The organism is Halorubrum sp. JWXQ-INN 858, assembly GCF_009806985.1.
In the GTDB taxonomy this organism is placed as follows: domain Archaea; phylum Halobacteriota; class Halobacteria; order Halobacteriales; family Haloferacaceae; genus Halorubrum.
This window is the reverse complement of the sequence record NZ_WUAX01000008.1, coordinates 332,529-358,061: the sequence shown is the minus strand read 5'-3', so window position 1 is coordinate 358,061 and position 25,533 is coordinate 332,529. Positions and strand designations below refer to the sequence as shown.

At 68.3% G+C, this 25,533-nt stretch carries 23 protein-coding genes; 9 read left to right on the top strand and 14 right to left on the bottom strand.

The genetic code is table 11. From position 1 onward, the window contains the following. Window positions 1–55: 55 nt before the first annotated feature. Both GRS48_RS07060 and GRS48_RS07055 read right to left on the bottom strand, forming a co-directional pair. The gene (locus GRS48_RS07060; protein ID WP_159484930.1) at window positions 56–703 is read right to left on the bottom strand and encodes a GNAT family N-acetyltransferase; all 648 of its coding nucleotides are present in this window, start codon (window positions 701–703) and stop codon (window positions 56–58) included. A 200-nt stretch (window positions 704–903) separates the two neighbouring features. Beyond that, the gene (locus GRS48_RS07055; RefSeq protein ID WP_159484928.1) at window positions 904–1,599 is read right to left on the bottom strand and encodes a helix-turn-helix domain-containing protein; all 696 of its coding nucleotides are present in this window, start codon (window positions 1,597–1,599) and stop codon (window positions 904–906) included. 251 nt (window positions 1,600–1,850) lie between these two features. On the opposite strand from GRS48_RS07055, the gene GRS48_RS07050 reads away from it, so the two are divergent. Genes GRS48_RS07050 through GRS48_RS07030 form a run of 5 tightly spaced genes read left to right on the top strand, consistent with a single transcriptional unit; the run spans window position 1,851 to window position 5,833 of the window. Beyond that, window positions 1,851–2,234, top strand: coding sequence for a hypothetical protein (locus tag GRS48_RS07050; protein ID WP_159484926.1), 384 nt, complete (start codon window positions 1,851–1,853; stop codon window positions 2,232–2,234). After that, complete coding sequence (locus GRS48_RS07045) at window positions 2,231–3,025, top strand: electron transfer flavoprotein subunit beta/FixA family protein (protein ID WP_159484924.1); 795 nt, start codon at window positions 2,231–2,233, stop codon at window positions 3,023–3,025. The genes GRS48_RS07050 and GRS48_RS07045 overlap by 4 nt, the downstream gene beginning before the upstream one ends. After that, window positions 3,022–4,113 carry an electron transfer flavoprotein subunit alpha/FixB family protein gene (locus GRS48_RS07040; RefSeq protein WP_159484922.1) on the top strand — a complete coding sequence of 364 codons (1,092 nt, stop codon included), beginning with the start codon at window positions 3,022–3,024 and terminating at the stop codon, window positions 4,111–4,113. The genes GRS48_RS07045 and GRS48_RS07040 overlap by 4 nt, the downstream gene beginning before the upstream one ends. Beyond that, a complete protein-coding gene (locus tag GRS48_RS07035; protein ID WP_159484920.1) occupies window positions 4,110–5,498 on the top strand; it encodes an FAD-dependent oxidoreductase in 1,389 nt (462 codons plus the stop codon). Before GRS48_RS07040 ends, GRS48_RS07035 begins: the two co-directional genes overlap by 4 nt. Beyond that, a complete protein-coding gene (locus GRS48_RS07030) occupies window positions 5,495–5,833 on the top strand; it encodes a ferredoxin family protein (RefSeq protein ID WP_159484918.1) in 339 nt (112 codons plus the stop codon). Before GRS48_RS07035 ends, GRS48_RS07030 begins: the two co-directional genes overlap by 4 nt. A gap of 141 nt (window positions 5,834–5,974) precedes the next feature. Here GRS48_RS07030 and GRS48_RS07025 read toward each other — a convergent pair whose 3' ends face one another. Beyond that, window positions 5,975–6,466 (bottom strand): universal stress protein, encoded by a 492-nt coding sequence (locus GRS48_RS07025; protein ID WP_159484916.1) that lies wholly within the window; start codon window positions 6,464–6,466, stop codon window positions 5,975–5,977. 167 nt (window positions 6,467–6,633) lie between these two features. Between GRS48_RS07025 and GRS48_RS07020 the strand changes: the two genes are divergently transcribed. Further along, window positions 6,634–8,832: a PAS domain S-box protein gene (locus GRS48_RS07020; RefSeq protein ID WP_159484914.1), complete on the top strand. Its 2,199-nt coding sequence runs from the start codon at window positions 6,634–6,636 to the stop codon at window positions 8,830–8,832. Between the two features lie 541 nt (window positions 8,833–9,373). Here GRS48_RS07020 and GRS48_RS07015 read toward each other — a convergent pair. Both GRS48_RS07015 and GRS48_RS07010 read right to left on the bottom strand, forming a co-directional pair. Beyond that, entirely contained in the window at window positions 9,374–10,408 is a 1,035-nt protein-coding gene (locus GRS48_RS07015; RefSeq protein WP_159484912.1) for a tyrosine-type recombinase/integrase, read from the bottom strand. Further along, entirely contained in the window at window positions 10,401–10,781 is a 381-nt protein-coding gene (locus GRS48_RS07010) for a DUF5805 domain-containing protein (RefSeq protein WP_159484910.1), read from the bottom strand. The genes GRS48_RS07015 and GRS48_RS07010 overlap by 8 nt, the downstream gene beginning before the upstream one ends. A gap of 1,391 nt (window positions 10,782–12,172) precedes the next feature. Here GRS48_RS07010 and GRS48_RS07005 point away from each other — a divergent pair. Then, window positions 12,173–12,847: a type 1 glutamine amidotransferase gene (locus GRS48_RS07005; protein WP_159484908.1), complete on the top strand. Its 675-nt coding sequence runs from the start codon at window positions 12,173–12,175 to the stop codon at window positions 12,845–12,847. 90 nt (window positions 12,848–12,937) lie between these two features. Here GRS48_RS07005 and GRS48_RS07000 read toward each other — a convergent pair whose 3' ends face one another. The 4 genes from GRS48_RS07000 to GRS48_RS06985 form a co-directional block, all read right to left on the bottom strand. Continuing rightward, window positions 12,938–13,843: a hypothetical protein gene (locus GRS48_RS07000; RefSeq protein ID WP_159484906.1), complete on the bottom strand. Its 906-nt coding sequence runs from the start codon at window positions 13,841–13,843 to the stop codon at window positions 12,938–12,940. A gap of 103 nt (window positions 13,844–13,946) precedes the next feature. Further along, a complete protein-coding gene (locus GRS48_RS06995; protein ID WP_159484904.1) occupies window positions 13,947–15,629 on the bottom strand; it encodes a hypothetical protein in 1,683 nt (560 codons plus the stop codon). A gap of 167 nt (window positions 15,630–15,796) precedes the next feature. Further along, window positions 15,797–16,843 carry an isocitrate/isopropylmalate dehydrogenase family protein gene (locus tag GRS48_RS06990; protein WP_159484902.1) on the bottom strand — a complete coding sequence of 349 codons (1,047 nt, stop codon included), beginning with the start codon at window positions 16,841–16,843 and terminating at the stop codon, window positions 15,797–15,799. A 752-nt stretch (window positions 16,844–17,595) separates the two neighbouring features. Beyond that, window positions 17,596–18,429, bottom strand: a complete 834-nt coding sequence (locus GRS48_RS06985; protein ID WP_159484900.1) for an MBL fold metallo-hydrolase — start codon at window positions 18,427–18,429, stop codon at window positions 17,596–17,598. 362 nt (window positions 18,430–18,791) lie between these two features. Between GRS48_RS06985 and GRS48_RS06980 the strand changes: the two genes are divergently transcribed. Both GRS48_RS06980 and GRS48_RS06975 read left to right on the top strand, forming a co-directional pair. Beyond that, on the top strand, window positions 18,792–20,015 hold the full coding sequence (locus GRS48_RS06980) for a mandelate racemase/muconate lactonizing enzyme family protein (RefSeq protein ID WP_321168335.1): 1,224 nt from the start codon (window positions 18,792–18,794) through the stop codon (window positions 20,013–20,015). 182 nt (window positions 20,016–20,197) lie between these two features. Further along, the gene (locus GRS48_RS06975; protein WP_159484898.1) at window positions 20,198–20,629 is read left to right on the top strand and encodes a universal stress protein; all 432 of its coding nucleotides are present in this window, start codon (window positions 20,198–20,200) and stop codon (window positions 20,627–20,629) included. Between the two features lie 9 nt (window positions 20,630–20,638). Here the strand turns inward: GRS48_RS06975 and GRS48_RS06970 are convergent, their stop codons facing one another. The 5 genes from GRS48_RS06970 to GRS48_RS06950 all read right to left on the bottom strand — a co-directional run bounded on the left by GRS48_RS06970 (window position 20,639) and on the right by GRS48_RS06950 (window position 25,491). Further along, complete coding sequence (locus GRS48_RS06970) at window positions 20,639–21,682, bottom strand: MaoC family dehydratase N-terminal domain-containing protein (protein WP_159484896.1); 1,044 nt, start codon at window positions 21,680–21,682, stop codon at window positions 20,639–20,641. Window positions 21,683–21,684: 2 nt separating this feature from the next. Continuing rightward, complete coding sequence (locus GRS48_RS06965; protein ID WP_159484894.1) at window positions 21,685–22,083, bottom strand: thioesterase family protein; 399 nt, start codon at window positions 22,081–22,083, stop codon at window positions 21,685–21,687. 116 nt (window positions 22,084–22,199) lie between these two features. Then, window positions 22,200–23,675, bottom strand: a complete 1,476-nt coding sequence (locus GRS48_RS06960; RefSeq protein WP_159484892.1) for a tripartite tricarboxylate transporter permease — start codon at window positions 23,673–23,675, stop codon at window positions 22,200–22,202. Window positions 23,676–23,679: 4 nt separating this feature from the next. Further along, on the bottom strand, window positions 23,680–24,315 hold the full coding sequence (locus GRS48_RS06955; protein ID WP_159484890.1) for a tripartite tricarboxylate transporter TctB family protein: 636 nt from the start codon (window positions 24,313–24,315) through the stop codon (window positions 23,680–23,682). 201 nt (window positions 24,316–24,516) lie between these two features. After that, complete coding sequence (locus tag GRS48_RS06950; protein ID WP_159484888.1) at window positions 24,517–25,491, bottom strand: NAD(P)-dependent oxidoreductase; 975 nt, start codon at window positions 25,489–25,491, stop codon at window positions 24,517–24,519. Window positions 25,492–25,533 lie beyond the last annotated feature (42 nt).

The window sequence follows — 25,533 nt, the reverse complement described above, 5'->3', positions numbered from 1 at the left end:
GGTCGCCTGAGGTCTTTCCCCGGGTGCCTGAGGCCCCGTCCCACGTGCCGGCGGGTCAGGCCGACGGTTCACGAACGGCGGGCGGTTTCCTGACCGCGGTCGCGATCGGCTCGTCGAGCGCGAGCCGCATCACCAGCTCGCGTTCGCCGTCGAGGACCTCGAACCCGAGCCGACGGTAGACGGTACGTGCGGCGCGGTTACCCGCCTCGACGTGGAGCACGAGCGCCTCGCATCCGGCGTCGGCCGCGGCGGCGATGACGTGTTTACACAGCTCCGTCCCGATCCCGCGGCGCTGACACGCCGGATGGACGAACACCGCGAGCTCCGGCGTCTCCTCGCCGGTCGGCGTGTACACGGCATGGCCGACGAGCCGACCGTCGCCGGCCGCGACGACGTTGTGCCCCTCCGCGAGCAGCGTCTCGATCCACGACCGGCGCTGTCGCTCGTCCGCGGGCGGGACCCCCTGTGCGCGGTCGCCGGTGCCGAACGCGGCGTACATGTCGGCGAGCGCGTCGAGGTCGTCGTGGGCGTCATCGGTGAGGCCGTCGTCGTCGTCGGATCCGATCCCACCCTCGCGCGCCGGGCGAAGAGTCCACCGCACACCCTGCTTGTCGACGAACCGCGGGCAGCGCGGCGGACACCGCGACGTGCCGACGCAGCCGCCGCTGTGCCACCCGTCACAGGACGCGGTCTGGTCGCTCATGTCTCGGTCTACGGTCGTCGTCGTCTTAACTCGCGGTCGGTGGTTCCACTGAGTGGGAACCGCGTCACCGGACCATTCGGCTGGACACGGCTGCATCGCTGGATACGGCTGCATCGCCGGACCGCGGCCGTACTTCGCCGCCGCGCCTCCGACCTCGTCCTCACCTTCGTCCCCGATTTCGTCCTGATTTCGTCCCTTTATCACTCGTCGATCCTCGCTTCGAGGTCGTACAGCGCGCCGATCAGCGTCGACTCGGCGGCGGTCAATCGCTGGGAGACCGCCGAGCGCGACACGCCGAGCCGGTCGGAGAGATCCCCGAGGTCCGCCCCGCGCGGCGTGTCGTAGTACCCCTCCTCGAAGGCGACCGCGATGGCCTCGCGCTGTTTTTCCGTGACGGCGTCGGCGTCGATCGTCAGCCGCCGTCCCTCCGACGGGTGGCCGCCCTTGGAGATGCTCCGCAGCTCGACGGTCGCCCCGACGCCCCTGAGGTCCTCGACGATCTCCGGGAGCACCTCCCGCGAGGGGAGCGACAGCGAAACGACGATCTCGCCCCGATCGGCCGCCTCGATCGAGGCGACGCAGTCGTGGCTTCGGAACACCGGACAGACACAGCCCTCCTCGATCGGCTTCCCGACGATACGCGTCCCGGCCTCGCTCTCGATCGTCGACCGGCACTCGAGGCCGTTCCCGTCGTTCCCGTCGGGACGGACCACGTCGTGTGCGACGACGGTTCGGTCGCGCCCCCCGCCCAACGGACACGCGTGCCCGTCGCGCCGCCGAACGCGGAGCTCGGCCCGGAGCACCGACGACCGCTCCGCGGAGCCCGCGGCGACGCTCCCGGAGCGCTTGACGTCGGGTTCCGCCGTCGATCCGGATGCGTGGCGTGTCGTCCTCATGGTCGCCGCTTCGCGGCGAGGCGACTTATTACACGACGGGCGTTTTCAGATCCGTAGAACCGCGACCGAACACGGCCTTTTCCGCCCTACCGATCGAGCGCGGGCGTCTCTCGCCGAAACCCCGGCCTCGACGCTCGTCTGGGTTCGTCTCGCCTCGTCTCGCCCGCGCTTCCGTTGCGCTGCCGTATCGGTTTATAAACGCCTGTACATTGCATCCGGACGATTACCCTCCGAGGAACGGACGTTCACGTATGGGGCAACCGACGCGAGAGCCGCCGCCGATCGGCGGCACGAAAACGAGCGAGGATCCCCCCGCCCGTCGATACGTCGCGACGTACGGGGTGGACGGGGACGAAACCACCCACGACCGGTGGCTTCTCGAGTGGATGCTGGCGTGGATCGACGATCCGGACGTCCGACGGATCGGCGCCGATCGCGTCGACGGGGCCCGCTACCGCATCGTCGTCGACGTGGGGCCGGTGATCGAGGAGTACAGCTCGCCCGACTCCCACCGGCGGCTCTTCGACCGGCTCGACGAACGCGCCGACGGGTTAACGATCCGATGTGACTCGGCGATGGATAACCCCTGCTCGATCGTCGCCGATCGACGGGGTTCGGCGGAGGTGAACGCATGACGACCGGCTGGTCGATCGTCGTCGCCGTCAAGCAGGTCCCGGACTCCGACGAGGTCGGGATCGACCCGGATACCGGACGGCTCGACCGTGCCGACGCGCCGGCCGTGCTCAACGGGCCCGACCGCGACGCCCTTGAGGCGGCGCTGTCGCTCCGCGACGTCGCCGGCGGGACCGTGACGGCGGTCACGATGGGGCCGCCGACCGCGACGGACGTCCTGGAGGAGGCGGTCGCGATGGGCTGTGACGACGCCGTCCTCGTCACCGACCGGGCCTTCGCCGGGAGCGACACGTGGCCGACGAGCTACGCGCTCGCGCGGACCGCCGATCACCTCGGCGCCGACGTCGTCGTCTGCGGCGAGGAGACGACCGATTCCTCGACGGGACAGGTCCCGCCGGGGATCGCCGCGCACAACGGCTGGGCCCAGCTCACCTACGTGGAAACCCTCGACCCGCGCCCGAGCGCCGGGCGGCTCGCCGCGCGCCGGGACGTCGAGGGAGGCCACGAAACCGTCGCCGCTGATCTCCCCGTCGTCGTCGCGATCGCGTACGGTGCGTTCGAAGCGCGACCCGCCGGGCTCCACCGGAAACTGTACGCGGAGAACGAGTTCGAACCGATGGAGCTCACGACCGACGAGCTCGACATCGACCCCGACGACGTGGGGATGGACGCCTCGCCGACGCAGGTCGGCGGGATGGAGACCGTCGAGCCCGTCGACCGGGCGAACGAGGTCGTCGACACGCCTGAGCGGCTGCTCGAGGCGATGGTCGGCGCGACGGAGGTGGACGTATGACCGACGACCTTGACGCGACCGACGCGGCTCACACGGCGGGATCGGAGGCGGAACCGAGCGAGGTCGACCGCGCCAGCGACGTCTGGGTGTTCATCGAGGAACACGCCGACGACGTGATGGGGGTGTCGTGGGAGCTGCTCGCCGAGGGTCGCCGGCTCGCGGCCGATCTCGACGAGGACCTCGTCGCGCTCGTGATCGGCGAGGACGTCGACGACGTGGCGGCGGGAGCGATCGCCCGCGGGGCGGACCGCGTCCTCGTCGCCGACGACCCCGTCTTCGAGCCGTATCGTGCGGATCCGTACGGCACGCAGTTCCGCGAGATGGTCGAACGACGCGAGCCCGCGATCGTCCTGATCGGCGGGACACACACCGGCCGTGACTTCGCCGGTCGCGTCGCCGTGCCGACGCACGCGGGGCTCACGGCCGACGTCACCGAACTCGACGTCGACGAGGACGGCCAGCTGCTCGCGCGTCGACCCGCGTTCGGCGGGAACGTATTGGCGACGATCGTCTGTCCGGAGCACCGCCCGCAGATGGCGACCGTTCGGGCCGGCGTCTTCGAGGCGGCTGCCCCCGACCCCGAACGGATCGGCGCGATCGACGGCGCGGACGACGACCGCATCGAGCGCGTCCCGACGTTCGTCGCGGAGGCGGACGCGGTCACCGAGGTCCTCGAGCGGAACGTCGGCGAGAGGGCTGACATCACCGATGCGGACCGGATCGTCGCCGTCGGCGGCGGGGTCGGTGGGGACCTCGATCCCGCGATCGACCTCGCGGCGGCGCTCGACGCCGACCTCGCGGCCAGCCGGAAGGCCGTCGACGAGGGCTGGGTCGAGGGCGCACGGCAGGTGGGACAGACGGGCAAGACGGTCCGGCCCGACCTGTACGTCGCGCTCGGGATCTCCGGAGCGATCCAGCACGTCGAGGGGATGAACGACGCGGCGACCGTCGTTGCGGTCAACGACGACCCGAACGCACCGATATTCGAACACGCCGACTACGGGATCGTCGGCGACCTCTTCGAGGTCGCGCCGCGGCTCACGGCGCTCCTTTCGGCGGACACCGATCCCGAGGAGGTCCGAACATGAACGACGCCGACGCGGACGACGGCGCGGGAACCGAGACCCGCCGCGAGCCCGTCGCGGACCCGACCTACGACGACGCGTTCGACGCGATCGTCGTCGGCGCGGGGCTCGCCGGGAGCGCGGCGGCCGTCACGATGGCCAACGAGGGGCTCGACGTCCTCGTCATCGAACGGGGGCGATACCCCGGCGCGAAGAACGTGTTCGGCGGGGTGTTGTACACCCCGACGCTGCGCGAGCTCGTCGACGTTTCCGCGGCCCCCGTCGAACGATACGTCGCGGAGAAACGGTTCAGTATGCTCTCGGAGACGGACGAAACCGCGGTCTCGCTGCGTCCCGGGGAGTGGCATGACCCGCCACACAACGACTCGTACACGGTCCTTCGTGGCGAGTTCGATCGCTGGTTCGCCGAGCAGGCGGTCGATGCGGGAGCCGTCCTCCTCACGGAGACGACGGTGACGGGGCTGCTCCGCGGTCCCGACGGGAACCGTGTTCGCGGGGTCGAAACCGACCGACCGGACGGGGCGATCACGGCCGACTACGTCGTGCTCGCGGAAGGGGGGAACTCGCTCGTCAGCGAGGGGGCCGACCTGAAGTCGACCGAGCGCGCGGAGAACGTCGCCGTCGGGGTCAAGGAGGTGTTGGAGTTCCCCGAGCGCGACGGCATCATCGCGGACCGGTTCCGGCTCTCGGACGACGCGGGCGCGTCGTACCACTACTTCGGCGACGGGGCCGTCGGCGACGCGGTCGGCGGCGGCTTCGTCTACACCAACGCCGACACGATAAGCGTCGGGCTCGCGTACAGCCTCGCGGACGCCCGCGGGCGACAGCCGAAACCGGAGCGGACGCTCAACGCGTTCAAGTCCCATCCCGCGGTCGCTCCCCTGGTTCGGGGCGCACGCACGGTCGAGTACGGCGCGAAGACGATCCCGGAGGGCGGCCACGAGTCGATCCCGCGGCTGATCCACGACGGCGCGGTCGTCGTCGGTGACGCCGCCGGGCTCGTGTTGAACAACGGCGTCCACCTGGAGGGGACGAACATGGCCATCGAGAGCGGTTACCTCGCCGCCGAGGCGATTGCCTCGGCGGCGAGCCGGGGTCGGACCGACGAGGCGGCCCTCAGGTCGTACCCCGAGCGGCTGGAGGCGTCGTTCGTCGTACGGAACCTGGAGCGGTACGGCTGGCTGATGGAGCGGGTCGAACGGGACCGCGAGCTGGTCTTCGAGGAGCTTCCGTACGCGTTGGCCGACGCCGGCGCGGAGTACTTCCGAATGGACCGCGAGCCGAAGGAGCGCCACGCCGAAGCGGCACGCGATCGCCTCCTCGAGGCGGTCGGTGGCTGGCGCGGCGCGGCGAAACTCGCCTACCGATACCGAGAGGTCATTCGATGAGCACCACCACACCCACCGTCCCGAACGTCACGTCGGGGGAACCGTCCGCGGAGAACGACACGCTCGAGGACCGGCTGTACACCGTCCGGTACGACGACGCCGGCGAGTCTCACCTCGGGCTGAAGGTGCCGGGGATCTGTGCGGAGTCGTGTCATAGCTACGACTGTATCGACGTCTGCCCGGCCGACGTCTGGCGCGAGGGAGACGACGGGGTCCCGCACATCGCCTACGAGAACTGTCTGGAGTGCGGGAGCTGTCGCTGGGCCTGTCCGAAGGGCAACGTCGACTGGACGTATCCGACCAGAGGAGCCGGCGTCTCCTACAAGAAGGGGTAGCGCCTCATCCGCACCGTCGATCGGATCGCCGCACCCGGCCGGACCGACACGTTCGTGTCCGGCCGGCGACCACCGAATCGTCCGGCGGCCACCGGTCGACGGTTGGGAAGGGCGAGGAGGGCTTATAAGCGAACTGCGCCGTCACTTCACGAGCGTCGTCGGCACGTCGGTCCGCCGCACCACGTCCTCTGCGACGCTCCCGATCAGCAGCCGTGAGACGCCGTCACGGCCGTGCGTTCCGAGGACCACGTGGTCGAACCCGCCCGCTTCGACGTACTCGACGAGGCGGTCCCCGGGCTCGCCGGTTAGGAACGAGACGGCGACCGTTCGCCCGTCCTCCGAATTCTCACGCTCGCCGTCCACGCTCCCGAGATCACCGTCCACGCCCGATCGCTCCCCGACGACATCCCGGATCGCCTCGAACACGCGCTGGGCGGTCTCGTCGCCGACGCCGTCGAGCTCGTCGAGGCCGACGGCATCGACCTCGGGCGTGTCGGACGGGAGCATGTCGAACTCGAGGAAAGCGACGTGCGCCGCGACGACCCGGGCGTCGGGGAACGCGTCCAGCGCGTACGCGAGCGCTTCGCGACCGAGCGGCGAGTCGTCTACCGCGACGAGGACGTTCCGTGGCATACCCGATCGTTTCGGGCACGGTCTTATAACGGCTCGCCCGCCGGGGCCACCGCCATATAATGTCATGTAACTTACTAACGAAGGTTCGGTTCGAGACGAGCCGCGTGTCCGAACCTCACCGAGTCCGTGTCGATATATGTAACCGGACCGAGGTCGTGTCGACACGCATGGACCGCTCGGGTTCGCACACCACACCGCCGTCGACGACCGATCGTGACGTCTTTCGTTCCGTCGTCGACGACGTCTCGGACTCCATACTCGTCGTCGGGCCGAGCGGCGACGTCCGATACGCGAACCGGGCCGTCGGTCGCCTCCTCGACCGATCCCCCGACGACCTCGTCGCCCGCTCGCTCGCGTCGCTGCTCGCCGACCGATGGCCGGAGCCCGCCGACGTCGCCGACCGCGACACGAACCGCGCCGCACGGCGGCTCGCCGCGCTGGAACAACGCTTCACCGACACCGACGACCTCACGGACGCTGTCGACGTCGTGTTCCCCGTCGAACGCGGCGACGGGACCGTGGTCCTCGTCTCCGCCGATTTCAGTGCGCACGGCGACGAGGGAACCGGGGAGAGGTTCGTCTCGGCACGGATCCGCTCGGTCGACGACCGGCGGTGCCCGACGCGGTCGCTCTCGACGTTCCGGGACCTCGTCGAGCAGGCGGCCCACGCGATCTACGTGACGGACACCGAAGGGACGATCACCTACGTCAACCCCGCGTTCACCGAACACACCGGCTACACGGCCGCCGAGGCGGTCGGCCGGACGCCGGCGATCCTGAACTCCGGGGAGATGTCGGAGGCGTACTTCGAGGACCTCTGGACGACGCTGCACGGCGGCGGCGTCTGGGAGGAGGAGATCGTCGACCGCCGGAAGTCCGGCGACCTCTACCACGCCCACCAGACGATCACGCCCGTCTTCGACGGCGAGGAGATCGCCCGGTTCGTCGCGATTCAGACGGACGTTACGGAGCGAAAGGAGTCGGAACGCCGGCTCGAACAGTACCGCGAGGTCGTCCATCGGCTGGCGGATCCGATCATGTTACAGGACCTCGATGGACGGTTCCAGCTGGTCAACGACGCGGTCGCCGGGTTCACCGGGATCCCTCGCGAGGAGCTCCTCGGCGTTGAGGAGCCGGCGTTCATGGACGCGGAAACCGCCGAAACGATCGCCGACCGGAAGCGGGAGGTCGTCGAGACCGGGGAACCGGTCCGTTACGAGGTCACGCCGACGTTCGAGCACACGGGCCACCGCCCGACGTTCAGCACGCAGCGGTACCCGTACTACGACGACGGCGAACTGGTCGGGACCGTCGCCATCTGCCGTGACGTCTCGCGACTCAAACAGCGTGAACAGGAGCTCCGACGGTACAAGCTCGCGATCACCGGTGCGACCGACCTGATCTGTGCGCTCGACCTCGACGGCGGCTTCATTTTCGCGAACCCGCAGTACTGCGCGTATCACGGGCTCGATCGGGAACGTATCGGCGAACGCTCGCTCGCGGACGCGTTCGACGACGCCGACCGTTACGAGGAGGCCGTCGCCCACGTCGAACGGGCACGGCGAGGGGAGACGGTGGAGTATCGGACCACGCGGACACACCCCGCCGAGGGCGAACGGACCCTCGACGTTCGGTACTACCCGCTCCGGGAGGACGGGTCGGTCGTCGGCGTCGTCGCCGTGTTGCGCGACGTCACCGAGGAAGAGAACCGCGCCCGACAGCTCCGCGTCGTCGACCGCGTGCTGAAACACAACCTCCGCAACGAGTTGAACATCGTTCGCGGTCGCGCAGAGCAGATCCGCACCGAGTCCGACGGCGAGATCGGGGCCGCAGCAACCGACGTCGTCCGACACGCGAACAACCTGCTGGCGATAAGCGACAAGTCGCGCCGGATCACCGAGATCCTGAACGCGCCGTCGCGAGTGCAGGCCATCGACGTCGGTCGAACCGTCCGAAACGCCGTCGCGTCGGTGACCGACGACCGTCCCCACACGAACGTCGCCGTTCACGGTCCCGACCACGTCGAGGCCGCGGCGACCGACCATCTCCAAACCGCCGTCGAGGAGCTCGTGACGAACGCGGTCGTCCACAGCGACCGCACTGCTCCGTCGGTCGCCGTCGTCGTCGAGGCCGACGACGAATCGGTTCGGATTCGGGTCGTCGACGACGGCCCCACCATTCCCGCGATGGATCGCGACGTGTTGGAGACCGGTGACGCGATCGACGCGGTGTATCACGGGAGCGGGCTCGGCGTCTGGATGGTCTACTGGATCGTCCAGCAGTGCGGTGGTTCCGTTGAGGTCAGAGAGGGCCCGTCGGGCGGGAACGACGTCTCGATAGTTCTCTCACCCGGCGATCGGGACTGACCGTCGTCGGCTCGGCGGTCCCCGCCGCGCTCGTCCGCCGACACGCCTGAAGGCACACACTCGAGTAGCGACGTTCGGGACGGGCCGGCATGCGACGGCGGGAACGCGTCGTCGACGTCGCGGCACGCATCGGGAGCCGTTGGGGCCCGAAGACGAACGGCCCTACTGGATCGATATATCGGATCGTCGTTTATCCCGGTACGTTCCCGCGAGCGGTACGAATCGGCGGTCTGCGAGACCGACGGCGAGACGCTCTGACTACACCATCGAGGTGGCGTCCCCGAGCCCAGGCCCCGGATCGCCGTGACGGGTAGGCCGACCGTGGCTGGTGTCCGCGCTTCCCCGTCTCGAGCCGGTCGTCCGTCCGCGCACCGTGGTTCCAGGTTCACACGATCGTTCCTCCTTCTCGGCGGCGCATGTAGTCTGCGCGTCCCTCGGCGGCTCGCTTGCCGTCCGCCAACACCGTCGATTTAGTATTGCGACATACAGTTTATGAGTTGTGGTGCGGACAGATATTTGTCCGCTATAAAACGACGAATTCTCAGGTCAACAGTCGATACACGTGTTCTTCGTACGTCTCGCGGACCTGGTCCCCCCAGTTGTGGGTGTACGTGTCGATCACGTCGTCGGCGACGTCGCCGCGGAGGTATTTGACCACCCCGCGGTCACCGGTTCGATCACGGAGATGCGTGGTGAAGAAGTGCCGGAAGTAGTGGGGGGTGACGTTCTCGTTCGCGCCGCCGCCGGCGCGATACCACCCCTCTTCGCGAGCGTATCGTTCGACGACGTGACGGACCGCTTCGGGGTCCACGCGTTCGCCCCATCCTTCAACCGTCCCGACGAACAGCGGCTCCGCCGGCGACGTGACGTCCGGGCGGATCGCGAGCCAGCCCTTCAGCACCCGGGCCAGCTCGTCGTCGACCGGGATCACGGTCCCTCGTTTCCGCTTGTTCGACGCGGTCCGAACCTCACCGTTCAGCTCCTCGCCGACGGCCGCGTCGGGGGTGACGTACACCGAGTTCGGCCGGTTCGCCAGCGCGGGACGGGTTCCCAGCGCGTACGCGTCGTTCAACTCGGCGTCGTCGACGGCGACGTCGCGCAGATCGAGGTTACAGAGCTCGCCGACCCGCATTCCGGTCTTTAACAGGGTCACGACCAGCGCCCGGTGTTGCGGGTGACCGATCCCGGCGACGAACGACCGCATCTCCGGGATCGAGACGTCACGCCGCGCGGGGTCCTTGTCGACGGTCTCGTCCATCTCCTCCATTACGAGCGTCATCGGGTTCCCGTCGAACACGCCGACCTGTGCCATGTATCCGTAGAACCGGTGGAGATACGCCGCGTACGTCGCCACAGTGCTGTCCGCGGCGTCCCCACGGAGCGAGTGAACGAACGCCATGCAGTCCCGGTGGGTCGCCGTTTTCGGCGTCGTCCCCGCGTCGAGGAACGCCTCGAACCGCCTGAGAACGCGTTCGTACGACTCTCTCGTTCGATCGCTTTTCCCGTGGTACGTGAGGTCCTCGATGAAGTACCCGATCGGGTCCGACGGCTCCTCGGGGATCGATCGACTACTCATCGGTCAGGGTGTACCCCCCGTCCCGACCGCTGTATCGAACCCGGTTGCGGTCCTGTAGGGAGTCGAGCGTTTCCTCGAGCCGGTCCTCCAGATCGCCGCTGACGGCGTCGATCAGCTCGTCCCACGAGCGGGCGCCGTTCGAGAGGATCCGCTCTACCCGCGTTTCGAGCGCGTTACCCCTGGGGTTCGACCCCTCGACATCGGGCTCCTCGGTGTTACTCGGTCCGTCGAGCGTGAACCCCCGTCTCCCGGCCTGTACCATCGTTCTAACGAACTCGCTTTGGGACATGCCCAGCTCGTCCGCGTGTCGCTGCCACTCGGTCTTCTGTGACTCCGGTACGTACGTCTTAACCGATCGTCGGTCGGCGCTCATCGATGTCGGCACCACTCGCGCCGCCGACTTTAATCTAACCCATATCTTAGTATAAGTGACCTTATCCTCTTCTCTGAACCTGCTTTTGGGTGGGTTTAGAGTACCATATTTCCTGATAAGGCTATTTAACACACCATAATTCGGGATCTGCTTCTATCCGAGTAGGTGCTATAATTCTGGATAAGACTTTATCCGCCCAACCCGTTCGAGCCCACGTCGGCCCGGGCGAGCGCGCGATCGGACCTCGTCGGATCGTCTCCGCGTGAACGTCACAGAATCTTCTCCGCGTGAACGTCACAGGATCGTCTCCGCATGAACGTCACGGGATCGTCGCGGCTTTGGCGGGCTCAATCACCTCGGAGCCGAACCCTGTGCCGCTCGAATGGTCTCCGACGGCGGCACGACGCCGTCGAACCGTTCACGCCCGATCACCGACGCCGAACTGGGTCGGCGGAGTCGGTCCGACGACGGTCGGGAGGGCCACGGTCGTTGTGGGCACCCTGACGACGGCGACACCGCGGGATCCATCGGCTCGTGGGTAGAAGGCGTTCCGTCGGGCTCGGGGAGCCGACCGCGACGTTCGTCCATCGTCAGCTCCCACGGCTTGAGCCGGCACGTCGTCCCCTCTCGCTGACGACCGTCGTAATGGGCGTTCGTACATACCCGAGTCACGTCGTTTGGGCCCACACTCTCGACGCTCCCGGACGAGAACCGAGCTCTTGCCCGGTCCTTCCCTCTCCTCGTGGTGATGAAGGGAGTTAGGACCGCAATGACACGTCAAATCCACCGACAGGACCGCTCCGATCCCGGCTCTTTCGCGGTATGACGTCGGTCCCCGCCCCCGATCCGTGGGTCCAGTCGACGGTCGTCGTCGCCCAGCGGTCGTGTTTCGAGTCCGTACTCGAAGGATGACCCACCGAGGATCGACTCGACGGCGTGCTCTCGGCGGTGACGACCGTACGTGGTTGTGAGGGCGTCTCGACGATTCCATCGCGTCAGCGGCCGTCTACCGGCTCATGGCGGGGCGCCTCGTTCTCGGTTCCGGGCCACCAAGGAGAAAGCCGCCCTGCAGGGCGGGGTGCCGGTCGGGCGCGCCGGACCTCCCGCATCGAGCGCGTGGTTCGTCCAGTCCGGAGTTTGGCCCTCGCGAGCCACGTCTACGCCGACGAACCGTCGTTTCCGACCCCGAATTCCGTTGTCTTCGATCGGACACGCTTCTCGCGTGACCGAATACACCCGACCGATCTCCAACAAATAAATCATATGTTGCGATATCGATACTCGCGAGCGTCTCGCGAGGAACGGATCGTCTGCCGGCTCGAACCGATCCCGCGGCTGATTCCTCCGACGATGGGTACAGAACTAAACGATCCGGGGCCGTACCTCGAGCGATGACCGCCGCAGAGACGGACGCGCCGACGATCTACGTCGTTCGAAACGAGGTCGATCCGGACCACGAGTACCACTGTGACGCGTTGGCCGCCCGGTTCCCGGACGCGATCGAGGTGGACTACCCGGCCGGCGAACGCGTCCCGTTGGAGTCGGCCGACGGGGTCGTGTTGACCGGCAGCACCGCCGGCGTGTACGAGTCGGACACGCACCCGTGGATCGACGAGCAGGAGGCGTTGGTTCGTGAACTCGTCGAGCGCGGGATCCCTACGCTGGGGGTCTGTTTCGGCCACCAGATCGCCAATTCGGCGCTCGGCGGAACGGTCGAACACGTCGGGACGACCGCCGCGCTCGTCGAGGCGACGCTCGACGACGACCCGCTGTTCGACGGGCTCTCGCCGGTCGTGGTGTCGCTTCATGGCGACGTCGTCACCGAGCTCGGGGCGGGGATGTCGGTGATCGCGTCGGCGGACCACGCCCACGCGTTCGGGACGCGCCACCGGACGGCCCCGCTGTGGACGGTGCAGTTCCACCCCGAGGTGACCGCCGCGCTCCGTGATCGCCTGATCGCGGACTTCGACTGGGACTCGGCCTCCTTCTCCTTCGACGACGTGCGCGGCGAGCCCGTTTTCGAGAACTTCGCGCGGATCGTCGCCGAGGACGCGGCCCGCCCGTGAATGGGGGCAACTCCGGCCGAGAGGGGGCGTCGCTGACTCCCGTGTTCCGCGTATTTCGCGTATTTCGCGTATTTCGCGTATTTTGCGTCGTTACACCGTGATCTCGGAGTCGGGTTCGGCGGCGACGAGCCGGTCGCGGGCCCGCTCGACGGCGGGCGTCCGCTCGGCGACGTTTCGCATGAGGACGGTTTCGCTGGGGAACAGGTGCTCGCCGAGGACGAGCCCGTGTTCGCGGGCGGTCGACCCCGTAACGGTGAGGTAAACCCCCATTCCGGCGTCGGATATCGCGGCCTCCTCCTCCCTGCCGGCTTCCGGGTAGACGAAGTCGATCCCCTCCAGCGCGTCCGTGCCGAGCACGGCGTTAACCAGCCGCTCGTATCGCGGGGAGATACAGCAGTCGCCGCGATACCCTTCGATGAACTCCCGGTCGAGCTCGCTGCCGGACGGCAGAAGGTCGGGGCTCGCCATTAACGTGTGATAGACGGTGTCGCCGAGCCCGTTGACGACCCTGACGTCGGTGTCGCGCGGGTCGATCCGCTCGTTGACGTCCGCGAGCCCCGCGACGCCCGTCTCGCGGATCGCGACGACCTCCTCCAAGACGAGGTCCGCGGAGTCGAACCCGAGCGCGAACTCGTGGGTCCGCAGCGCGCGGAACGGTTCCTCCCGGCCCACCAACTTGAGGGTCACGTCGTCGAGTTCGACGGTCGCGGCGTCGAACACGATCCGCCGCGGCTTCCCGTCCCGGTCGTCCCGTACGAGCGTGAACTCCGGCTCGTTGGGCTCGCCCGGGTCCGAGTACTCCGCCAGCCGCTCGTACGGGCCCGCGTCGGCCTCGACGGAGCCCTTCGTCACGGCCTTCTCGTAGCGGAGCGTGTTGCTCACCCGGTCCGCGAGGCGGTCGAGCGCCTCGTGATGGCCCACGGCGGCGACGCGCTCGAGGACGGCTTCAAGCGGACGGCCCTTCCGTGGCACGGCGACCGGTACGGGATCGCTCATTGGGAGCGTTCGGTGGCCGTCGCACAAACGGGTTGCGCTTTCGTCGCTCCGCTCGCCTCCGCGTCCCTTCTTCCGCGATTCCGTCCGCGGTCTCCTCCGCTCGCTACGGGCCGAACGCTTCGTTGAGCCGTTTCCGGAACGCTTCCAACTCCTCGAGGTGGTCGTGGATGTCCGACAGCTCGCTCTCGACGTCACCGAGGTTGTCGCTGAGGTCGTCCTCGACGGCGGTGAGCCGCCCGTCGACCTCCGCCAGGTCGTCCCACACGTCGTCGAACTCCGCGTCGAACCGCCCGAGACGGCCCTCGACGTCGTCTACGCGTCCGTCGACGGCCGTCACGTCCGCGTCGACGTCGTCGATCCCCTCGTAGAGCGTCTCGATGTCGTCGCCGACGTCGTCGACGGCCTCGTCGAGCCCCGTCACCTCCGCTTCCAGCCCGGAGACGTCGTCGGCCACGGCCCCGACGGATCCCGACACGTCGTCGACCTCCTCGCGGACATCGCCGACCGCTTCCCGTACGCCCCCGACGTCCGCACGCACGTCTTCGACCCCGGTTTCGACGTCTTCGACGTCCTCGTGGACGGATTCGACTTCTCCGTGGAGCCCTTCGACCGACCCCTCGACGCGGGTCACGTCCTGTTCGACGTCGGCAACCGCCCCGTCGACGCGCTCGACGTCGGCCGCGATCGACGATCGCTCCTCGGCGGCGTCGTCCGCGCGCTCGGCGAGGGCGGTGACCTCCGACCCGACGTCGTCGACGCGGGATTCGAGGCCGTCGAGGACCTCTCGGGCGGTCCCCTCGTCGTCGATGAACTCGGCGAGCGCGTCGGCGTACGCCTCGATGTCGGCGACGCTCGACTGGAGCCGGCCAATACGGACGTCGACGCTTCGCGGCACGGTGACGTCGAGCTCCGACCGGAGGAGGGCTAAGTCGTCGTCGTCGACTGCGCCGGCCCTGACTTCGGCCGCGAGCGCCGCCGCGATGCCGTTCTCGACGCCCCTCGGAGCGGCCGCACCCTCCTCGTCGGTCGCCGACGCCGCCGCGACCGTCTCCGGATCGTCCCCCGTGGCCTCCGCCTCGGGTTCCACCGCCTCCGTCTCCGTCTCCGCTTTCGTCTCCGTCTCCACCTCTGTCTCCGCTTCCGTCTCCAGGGACCGTTCGGGATCCGTCGACCGTCGCGTGACGGCGGCGGTCGTCTCGTCATCGGTGCTGCGCGGTTCGGGAGCCTCGACCGTGTTCGCGTCTACGTCCGCGTCCGCCTCGACGGAGGCCTCGTGGTCCCGGTCGGCCGGATCGTCCGCGTCGCCGCCGGCCTCGTCGGCTGCGGGGGTTCGCTCCATACCGGGGAGCGTTGCGCGGTCGCCTGAGAGCACCTCCCGGACGGCGTCGGCCTCGCCAGTTCCGAGGACGTCCTCGATCTCCTCGCCGACGGGCACGTGCTCGATGATCGGGGTCCCGAGGAAGCCGTCGACGTCGGGGTCGTCCGACCGGATGCCGAACACCGTCTCGACGTGCTCGCCCGGCTCGAGCACCCGCTCGAACTCGACGCGGTGGTCCTTGTAGGCGGTCCAGTTGTCGCTCTCGTACTCCGGGTGAAAGCCGACCCGATCCATCGGGAAGGACTCGGGGATCGTGTCCACGATCCGGACCCGGGCCGCCTCCTCACGGGTCGACGAGAGCTCGTACGTCATCGCGGGCACGGGGAACTCGTCGTCGGTGAAGGACTTCTCGACGCGGATCCCGTCCTCCTCGACGGTCATCGCCGCTTCTGCCGTCCGGTCGTTCATGCACGAATCCTCCGCAACCACGGGCTTAAATTACACGGGCCGGGTTTCGTCGATGATAACCCGACACGGGGCGGCCAAGGAGCGGGTCGACGCTCCGCCCCCGACGCCGACTGATCGGGCCCCGGTCGACGCCACGCTCGACCCTCAACGTCGACCGGCCGACCCGCTCACTCGATCCGGTCGACGACCGCGTCGGTGAACGACTCGGTGGTCGCGTCGCCGCCGATGTCGGGCGTTCTGACGCCGTCGTGTATCGTTCGCGTGACCGCGTCCGTGACCGCGTCCGCCGCCTCGCCCGCGTCCGCTGCACCCCGCTTCCCGAGCCACTCGAGCAGCAGCGACGCCGACAGGATCATCGACGCCGGGTTCGCAACCCCTTCGCCGGCGATGTCGGGCGCGGCACCGTGCGTCGCCTGCGCCATCGCGTAGCCGTCGTCGTCGTTGTGGTTCAGCCCGGGCGCGAGCCCGAGGCTCCCGACGACGCCCGCCGCCTCGTCGGAGAGGATGTCGCCGAACAGGTTGGTCGTCACGATCACCTCGTGGTCGGCGGGGGCGAGCGCCAGCTCCATCGCGAACGCGTCGATGAGGCTCGTCTCGACGTCGACGTCGGGGTAGCCGGCCGCGACGGCCTCGACCTCCTCGAGGAACAGCCGTGCGGCGTCCGCGAGGACGTTCCCCTTGTGTACCGCGGTGACGTCCATCCCGTTGGCGTCCGCGTACTCGAACGCCGCCTCCGCGATCCGTCGGCACTCCCGCCGGGTCACCACGCGCGTCGACATGGCGACGTCCTCGGTCGGCATGAACTGGCCGACGCCGGCGTGCATGTTCCGGTCCGCGAGGAAGCCCTCGGTGTTCTGGCGGAACAGCGCGAGGTCGACGCCCTCCGGGCCGATCCCGTCGTACGAGCGTATCGGTCGGAGGTTCGAGTAGAGGTCGAACGTCGTCCGGAACACGCGGCTCGGGTTCCCGCCGGCCGGGTCGTCGTCGGGGTACGTGCCCGAAACGATCGGGCCCAACAGCCACCCGTCGAGCTCCCGCACCCGGTCGATCGTCGCGTCCGGAACGGTCGTGCCGTGTGCCTCGTACGCCGCCCAGCCGACCGGGAGGTCGACGAACCGCACGTCGACGTCCGCGGCGGACACGACGCGGACCGCCGACGAAACGATCTCCGGTCCGATCCCGTCGCCCTCCAACACCCCGAGTTCGATGCTCATGCCGGCCGTTCTCGCGATCGGACGTAAAGCGTGTCGCTGTGTGCCCACCGTTGCCGCTTGTCCGGCCGGCAGGGCCGCCGCGTGTCTCGTCGGAAGCGTCGCGACGGTCGGCGCGGGACGTACCGATGACCGCTGCGGTATTTAAACATGGATCCGGGAGGAATCGTCGAGCACCGCTCCCCCTCGCCGACGGGACTGCCGGCGTTCCAGCGCTCTCGCTCTCGAGTGAACGGACCTCGCTAATTATCGAACACGGATCATGCCTCGGAGATGTCTGTTTTCTTTTTTAAAGGGTAGACGGAGGCGAATGCTCTCGGATGACGACGGCTTCGTTGTGCTGATCCGTGGTTCTCACAACGAAACGTATTCGCTATTTATACTGTATTGATCACTTATATATTTCTTATAAAACGGGAGACAGGCCGTCGGCGGTCATCGAGCACTTATAAGGGGTGTTGGAAGCCGTCGACGAGTGGTTGGGCGGGCGGGAGGTCGGGTTGCAGGTCGGTCAGTCGGACGGCTTGCGGATCGGTCAATCAGTCGAGGGAGTTGCGGATCGGTCAGTCGAGGGAGTTGCGGATCGGTCAGTCGAGGGAGTTGCGGATCGGTCAGTCAAGGGCGTTTCGAGTCGGTCAATCAGGCGGGTTGCGGGTCGGACGATCAGCGGCAACCGCACGGCACCTCGCCCTCCCCAGCCTCGGTTGCCGGCCGCCGCGGGCCCACAGCACCGCGCCGCGGCGGCCGCCGACCGTTTATAAGTCGATCCGGTCGCCGATCTCGACGATCTCGAGCCGGGACGGGTGCTCGAAACTGTTGGCGTGCGCGTGGAGCGCGGTCGGGTCGGCCGTCAGCCCCTTCCACATGTCCCAGTGGGTCGGGACGAGCCGGTCGATCTCGAGCGCGCTCGCGGCCTGGACGATCTCGTTCTCGTCGCTGTACCACTTGGTCCGGGTGGGCTCGCCGGTCGCCTTGTCCGGCACGTTCCCCACGGAGCCGAACGCGAGGATCCCGAGGTCGATGTCGTACGCCTCCGCGAGCGCCGGGAACGACGGCGCGGGCTTGCTGTCGCCGGCGTGGAACACCGTCCCCGCCTCGTGTCGGATGACGTAGCCCACCGGATGGGTCGCGTCCGGGTCGGACACCTCCACGACGTCGACGGTGAACTCGCCGATCCGCAGCTCGTCGCCCTCCGTCACCGCGAGGAACTGGTCGTCGTCGACGTCCCACTCCTCGGTCCAGCGCTCCTCCTCGCGGGCGACCGCGAGCGAGTCGTCGGGCGCGACGAAGTCGGCGTCGGTGTTCGCGAGGATCGGGGCCTGCGAGGGGCCGTGGACGTGGTCGGTGTGCTCGTGGGTGGCGAGCACGGCGTCGGCGACGTCGACGTCGTCGGGGTCGAACGGTACCGGGATCATCCGAACCGTCCGCGGCGGGTCGCCGAGCCCGACGTACGGGTCGATCCAGAGGACGGTCCCGTCGGAGCCCTTGATCGCGAAGCCGTTACAGCCGAGGTACCACAGCGCGACGGTGTCGGGGTCGGCGTCCGCGACCGCGCGCGGCAGCCAGTCGCCCCAGTCGGAGGTCGTCATACCTCCCCCTGCGTCGCGCCGCTCCGTAATCGTTCCGGAGCCGACGGCGATCACGCGAGCCGCGAATCGCCCCGTCGCCCGTCCGAACGCGACCAAATAAACATCATTTTGCTATATTAAATATGAGTCTTCCCTGCTGCACCGGCCATCACGCGGGACCGGGTCGCTCGCGACTGTCGGGAACACATCGCTTTTGGTACTGCCCTCCGAACGGCGGTCATGCACATTGCTATCGAACCGTCTTCCGACGGAAGCCGACGGACGCGGAGCACGCGGCTCACGCTGAACACGTCGAATACACCGAGCACGCAGATCGCTCCGAACGCGCCGAGCACGCCGCGGCACGTCGGGGGTGTGTCGGCGTGAGGGACTTCTCGAACCACGCGACCGAGCGACCGCCGGACCACGACGTGGCGATCACGAAGGTGGAGTCGGCGGTGGTGGAGGGGAACTTCGAGTGGAACCTGGTGAAGGTCCACACGGACGCGGGCGTGACGGGGATCGGCGAGGCGTATCGCGGCGGCGGCGTCCCCGAGATCGTCGAGTACACCAACCGGTTCCTCGTGGGTGAGAACCCGCTCGACGTCGAGCGCCTGTTCCGGTACATCGTCCAGGAGATGTCCGGTCACGGCGGGACGACGGGGAAGGTGGTGACGGCGGCGTCGGGGATCGAGATCGCGCTGTGGGACGTCGCGGGGAAGCTGCTCGACGTGCCGACCTACCAGCTGCTCGGCTCGAAGTACCGCGACCGCGTGCGGATCTACTGCGACTGTCACGCGGGGGAGGCGTACGCCGTCGACGACGGCGGGTTCACGGAGTACGCCGACGCCGACGCGTACACGCCGGAGGCGTACGCGGCGGAGGCCGAGCGGGTCGTCGACATGGGCTTTTCGGCGATCAAGTTCGACCTCGACATGGAGATGGACAACGATCCGGACCCGTGTAACGGGCGGCTCTCGAACGCGGCGATCCGACACAAGGTGGCGGTCGTCGAAGCGGTGCGGGAGGCGGTCGGCTACGACATCGATCTGGCGTTCGACTGTCACTGGGACTACACGGTCGAGAGCGCGAAGCGACTCGCCCGAAAGCTGGAGCCGTACGACCTGATGTGGCTGGAGGACCCGGTGCCGCCGGAGGAGACGGCGGCCCAGCGGGAGGTGGCCCGGGCGACGTCGACGCCGCTGGCGACGGGGGAAAACCGGTTCCGCGTCCACGAGCTGACCGAGCTCATCGACGGCTACGCGGTTGACGTGGCGACGCCGGACCCGACGACGCTGGGCGGGCTCGCGGAGTCGAAACGGGTGGCGGACCGCGCCGAGGAGCGGTACGTACCGTTCTCGCCGCACAACGTGTGCAGCCCGGTGGGGACGATGGCGTGCGTGCACCTGTGTGCGGCCGTCCCGAACGCGGACCTCCTCGAGTACCACGCGCTGGAGGTCGACTGGTGGGACGACCTGCTGACGCGGGAGGAGCCGCTGATCGAGGACGGCTACATCGACGTGCCGACCGAGCCCGGCCTGGGGATCAGCCTCGACGAGGACGTCGTCGAGGAGCACCTCCTCGAGGGGACGACCGGGTTCGACTGACGGAGAACGGCGGAGTCGACCGGCTGAGAGCGGTGGGGTCGATCGAGTGAGTGCGGCGAGGTCGATCGACTGAGAACGGCGGGGTCGACTGGCGGCAACCCGACGACGACCGCCGGACACCGGTTCCCGTGGGTCCAGACGGAGGTACCGTTAATACGGTGCCGCATCGTTACCCGATCAGCATGCCCGTAATCGCAGCCATCGATCGCGACGACGACGGCGGACAGATCCTCGGTGAGGCCGCGGCGCTCGCCGACGCCTTCGATCTCCCCCTCCGGGTCGTTCACGTGATGGACCGATCGACGTTTCTCGACCTGGAGCGGTCCACGGTCGAGTCGGAGGGGAAGTCAGTGCCGCTCGACGAGATCCGAGCGATGGCCAAGGAGATCGCCGCGGAGGCGATGGCCGAGAACGACGTCGACGGCGAGGCCGTCGGGTTGGTGGGGGAACCCGCAGAGGAGTTGCTGGCGTACGCCGACGAGGAGGCCGCCTCGTACCTCGTCGTCGGCGGCCGAAAGCGCTCGCCCGTTGGTAAGGCGCTGTTCGGGAGCGTCACGCAGTCGGTCCTGCTGGACGCCGAGTGCCCGGTGTTGACCGTGATGGGCGAGAACTGAGCGGTCCGCTCACCGCCCGACCGTCGCGTCCCCGGTCACGACGGCGTCGCCGGCCTCGTTCGCGACCGTGAACTCGACGGTCGCCGTCGACGTGCCGTCGTCGACCGCCGTCACCTCGCCCGTGACCGTGAGGTCGCCGCCCGGGTACGCCACGGAGACGAACCGCGTCCGAAAGTCGCGGACGCGACGGAGGGGAACCCAGTCCGTGAGCGCCGCGGAGGCGACGCCGGAGACGTACATCCCGGGGACGACGACGTCGTCGTGGCCCCCGCGCCGCGCGAACGCCCCGTCGTAGTGGAGCGGGTTGAAGTCGCCGCTCGCGCCGAGGTACCGGACGACGTCCCGTCGGGAGACGTCCTCGATCGCGAACCGCGGGAGGGGCGTCCCGACCGCGGGGAGCCCGTCAACGGGCCCGGACCCGCCGCCGTCGGTCGCGGGACGACCGCCCTCGTCTCCGTTCTCGTCGCCTCTCTCCTCGCCGCCTCTCTCCTCGCCGTTTCCGTTCTCGTCGTCTCCGTTCCCGGCGTTCGAGGGATCGTCGTCCGAGGGATCGTTCGGTTCCCCTGCCGGCTTCCCCCGTTCGATACGCGTCCGCCGTTCCGCGAGGACGCGCTCGCCGTCCGCGTCGGTGTACTCGGTCCCCAACACGGCGAACGTCAAGGTCCCGGCGCTCCCCGATTTCGTGTACACGTCGGCGAGCGCGGTCGTCGCGTCGAGGACGTCGCCCGCGACGACGGGTCGGTCGTACTCGTACGCCTGCTCGCCGTGAACCGTTCGCTCGGGGTCGAATCCGAGCCCCATCCCGAACTCGGGCGGAGCCACTCCCTCGGCGAGGTTCCGGGGGAAGTAGGCGGTTCGCGTGAACGTGAGCGGGGCCGGCACGTCGGCGTATCCCGCGTCGATCGCGGCGTCCGGGTCGTAGAAGACGTCCGACGTACACCCGATCGCGCGGGCGAACTCGGCGACCTTCCCGCGCTCGACGACGAGCCCGTCGACGGTTCGGCGGCGCTCGCCGACCCGCGACTCCAACTCGGCGAGCGGCGTCGACGGCATCGTCACCACCCCTCGTGGGCTTCGATCGCGTACCGCCACGCCCGCGGGATCGGCCGCGACGTCCCGGCGGCTCGGTCGTACATCACTTGGACGGTCTCGCCGCGGGAGACCACCTCGTCGTCGACGCGGAGGGTGTACTCCATGGTCATGCTCGACTCGCCGAGGTCGGTTATCTCGGCGGCGACGTCGACGGTGTCGCCGCGGGTGATCTCGCCGAAGTAGTCGAGCTCGAGGTGGACGACGACGGTGTCGGCGGCGCGGAGGTCGAACTCGAGCACCTCCTCGTAGTAGCCCGCGCGGGCCTCCGAGAGGAGATCCGGATAGCGGCCGTTGTTCACGTGGCCCATCGAGTCGATGTCGGAGAGCCGGATCGGTATGGAAGTGACGTGCGTCCCGGTCATCGAGTCGGAGTATTCCGCGGGCGCTGATAAAGATCGGGGTCGGGTCGGGCGGTCGGCAGTCGGCGGTCGGTGGGTGGTCGGTCAGCAGTGACCGACGGATAAGCGATCGTCGACGGTCAGTCGAGGAACGCCTTCTTCAGGAACGGCCCCATCGTGAGCAGCACGATGGCGATGACGATCACGAGCGAGAGCGGCTTCGTCACGAAGATGAGCAGCGACCCGTCGGACAACACCAGCGAGCGCGCCAGGTTCTCCTCGGCGATCGGGCCGAGGACGATCCCGAGCACGAGCGCGATGATCGAGTAGTTGTACTTCTTCATGTAGTAGCCGATGATACCGAGCGCGAGCACGGTGAACACGTCGAGCCAGTTGAGCCGGAGGAGGTACCCGCCGACGACGCCGAGCACGACGATGATCGGGATGATGATGTCCGTGTCGATCCTCGTGAGGTAGCCCATCCGGCTGATCAGCGTCAGCCCGACGGCGAGGATGACGAAGTTCCCGAGGAACAGCGCGATGAACACGGTGTAGGTGATCGCGAGGTCCGCCGAGAACAGGTTCGGACCGGGCTGGAGCCCGTGCATGATGAGCCCGCCGAGCAGCACGGCGGTGGCCCCCGAGCCCGGGATCCCGAACGAGAACGTCGGGATCAGCGACCCGCTGATCGTGGCGTTGTTGGCGGATTCTGCCGAGATGACGCCCTCGTGGTTCCCGTCGCCGAAGGTTTCGGACGTCGACGACGAGCGGAGCGCCTCCGCGTACGCGACGAACGTCGACACGGTCGACCCAGCGCCGGGGATCGAGCCGATCCCCATGCCGATCAGGCTGGATTTGAACACGAGGTACGGCCGTTTCAGGACGGACGTGATCCCGTCCTTGACCGATCCCGTGATCTCGACGGACGACTTCGCGACGCCGCCCTTCTCGCCGGCGAGGTTGATCATCTCCGCGATCGCGAACAGGCCGATGAGCGCGGCGACGAAGCTGATCCCGTCATAGAGGATGAAGGACCCGAACGTGTACCGCTGTTGGGGGATCATCGGCGCGATGCCGACGGTCGCGATGAGGAGCCCGAACATCCCGGAGATGATCCCCTTTATCACCGAGCCGCGGGCGACGATCGCGATCATCGAGATGCCGAGCAGGGAGATGAGGAAGTACTCGGGCGAGCCGAACATCAGGACGAGCTGCACGAGGAACGGCGAGATCAGGATCAGGAGGATGATCGTGATGAACCCCCCGAGCGTCGACGCGGTCGCGGACATCGCGAGCGCGGTGATCGCGAACCCCTTCCGCGAGAGCGGATAGCCGTCGAGCGTGGTCGCCGCGGCGGCGGACGTTCCGGGCGCGTTGAGCAGGATCGCGGCGATCGACCCGCCGTACATCCCGCCGCTGTAGATGCTCACGAGCAGGATGATCGCGTTGACGCCGTCGAGCGGCAGCGTCAGCGGGAGGATGAGCGCCATGCCGAGAGACGCCCCGATCCCGGGGAGCGACCCGACGAAGATGCCGATGAGGACGCCGAGCACGAGCCACAGTATCGGCTCGCCGGTCAGGACCGTCGCGATGGCTTCGGAGAATGCGTCGATCATGAGGTCACCCGAAGAGGATCCCGCGGTCGAGCGGGACGTTCAGTATTTGCATGAAGCCGAACACGACGGCGAGCGACAGCGCTGTCAGGAACCCCGTGAGCACGCGACTGTGTCCGACGTACAGCGAGTAGGCGACGACGAACAGCGGGGAGGTAGCGAGGAAACCGACGAGATACGACGTGACGACGTACACCGTCGTCAGCGCCGACAGCATGAACCGCTTGTCGTCGTAGAGCCGCCGAAGCGACCACTCCTTCCCCTCGCTCGATTCGATCTCCTCGAGCTGCTCGTCGGTCAGCTCCTCCTGTAACTGCTCGTCCGGAATGTCCGCTATCTCTTCGGCGGTGAGGTCCTCGACCTCCTCGTCCGTGAGGTCCTCGAGGTCCTCCTCGTAGGAGTCGAAGACGTCGGCCGACTCCATGACGAACGACTGGACCGACGGCGGCAGGTAGTTTCGGACCAGCAGCAGCAGCGATCCGCCGATCGTCACCGCCGCGGCGAACCGCGGGAACAGCCCCGACGGCTCCCGGAACGTGAACGATTCGACGAACATCCACGCCGAGAGAAGGATCAGCCCCACCAAGAGGGCGTGCTCCGCCGTCAGGTCGCGGAGCCGATCAGAGAGTGTTGACTCGTTCATTAGGAATTACACACTACGGAAGGGACTTATACTTTTATGCAGGACCGTCCGTAGACCCCCTTTTCCGCACCGAAACGGTTGGGTAACGGATACGACGTGTCGTGGTGAGCGGGATCCCCTGCCGGATCGGACAGGTACGTCGCCACGACGCGCCCCTCACCTCTCGGGCGCGCCCCGGTGACCGGTCCCGCCGCGCCTCCGTCATCGGTCGACGGGGTGCTCGCCGTCGACGGTGCTCTCGCGTTCGACCGCGAGATGCGGGTCGAGCGCCTCGAGCACCGCGACGTAGTCGGCCTCGCGTGCCTCGTCGGGAGCGCCGGAATCGCTGGAATCGCCGGGTTCGTCGGGATCGCCGGGACTCCTTCCCGGCGGGGCGTCCCTGAGGTGTCGGTGGAGATCGATGGTCGCGTCCAGCGTCGGTGCCCGGTAGCCGGCCGCGTCGACGGCTTCGGACACCTCCGCGAGTTCGCCGAGCCGGCGTGCGGCGTGTCGCGGCGTGTTCTCCAAGCCGTCCCGGAGCCACTCGTCGACGGGCCGGTCGTCGAACAGTCCGCTCAGGTCATCGAGTACGTCCTCTCGAACCCCGTACGCCGCGGCCGGCACGAGCGTCTCCGCGGCGAGCTGCCGCAGCCCCTTCGTAAAGAGGCTCCTGAACGTCTTTATGGCGGCCGGGGTGACGGGGTCCTCGCCGGCGTCGTCGACCGTAAACCCGGACTCACGGAGGAGCGCGATCGTCCCCTGACGCCCGGGGCCCGCCACCGGGATCCGGACGTCGGCCCCGCGAGCGCCGACGGACCCCATGATCGTCGCCTTGAGCGGGGCCCCGCCCGCGTCGACGACGACGTCGACGACCCGTTCGACGGTCGTCGGGCCGACGGAGTTCAGGTCGAGGAAGGGTTGGCCGTCCGCGAGCCCGGGCGCGACGCGCTCGGCCGCCTCTACCGCGGTCGCCGGCCACACACACGAGAGGACGAGATCGGTTTCGCTTGCGAGCGCGATGGGGCCGTCGGCGACCGCGATCGACGTCCCCGCCAGCCGGTCGCGGAGGGCGTCCGGCGACCGGTTGAGCACGACCACGTCGACGCCGGCGTCGCGGAACCGCTCGGCGAACGCCGAACCGACCTCCCCGTAGCCGACGATCCCGACGGTCGGTCCGTTCGCTGTCGGATCGGTCATACCTCACCGAGGAACGCCGACGCTGATAAAGGCTCGCGTGGG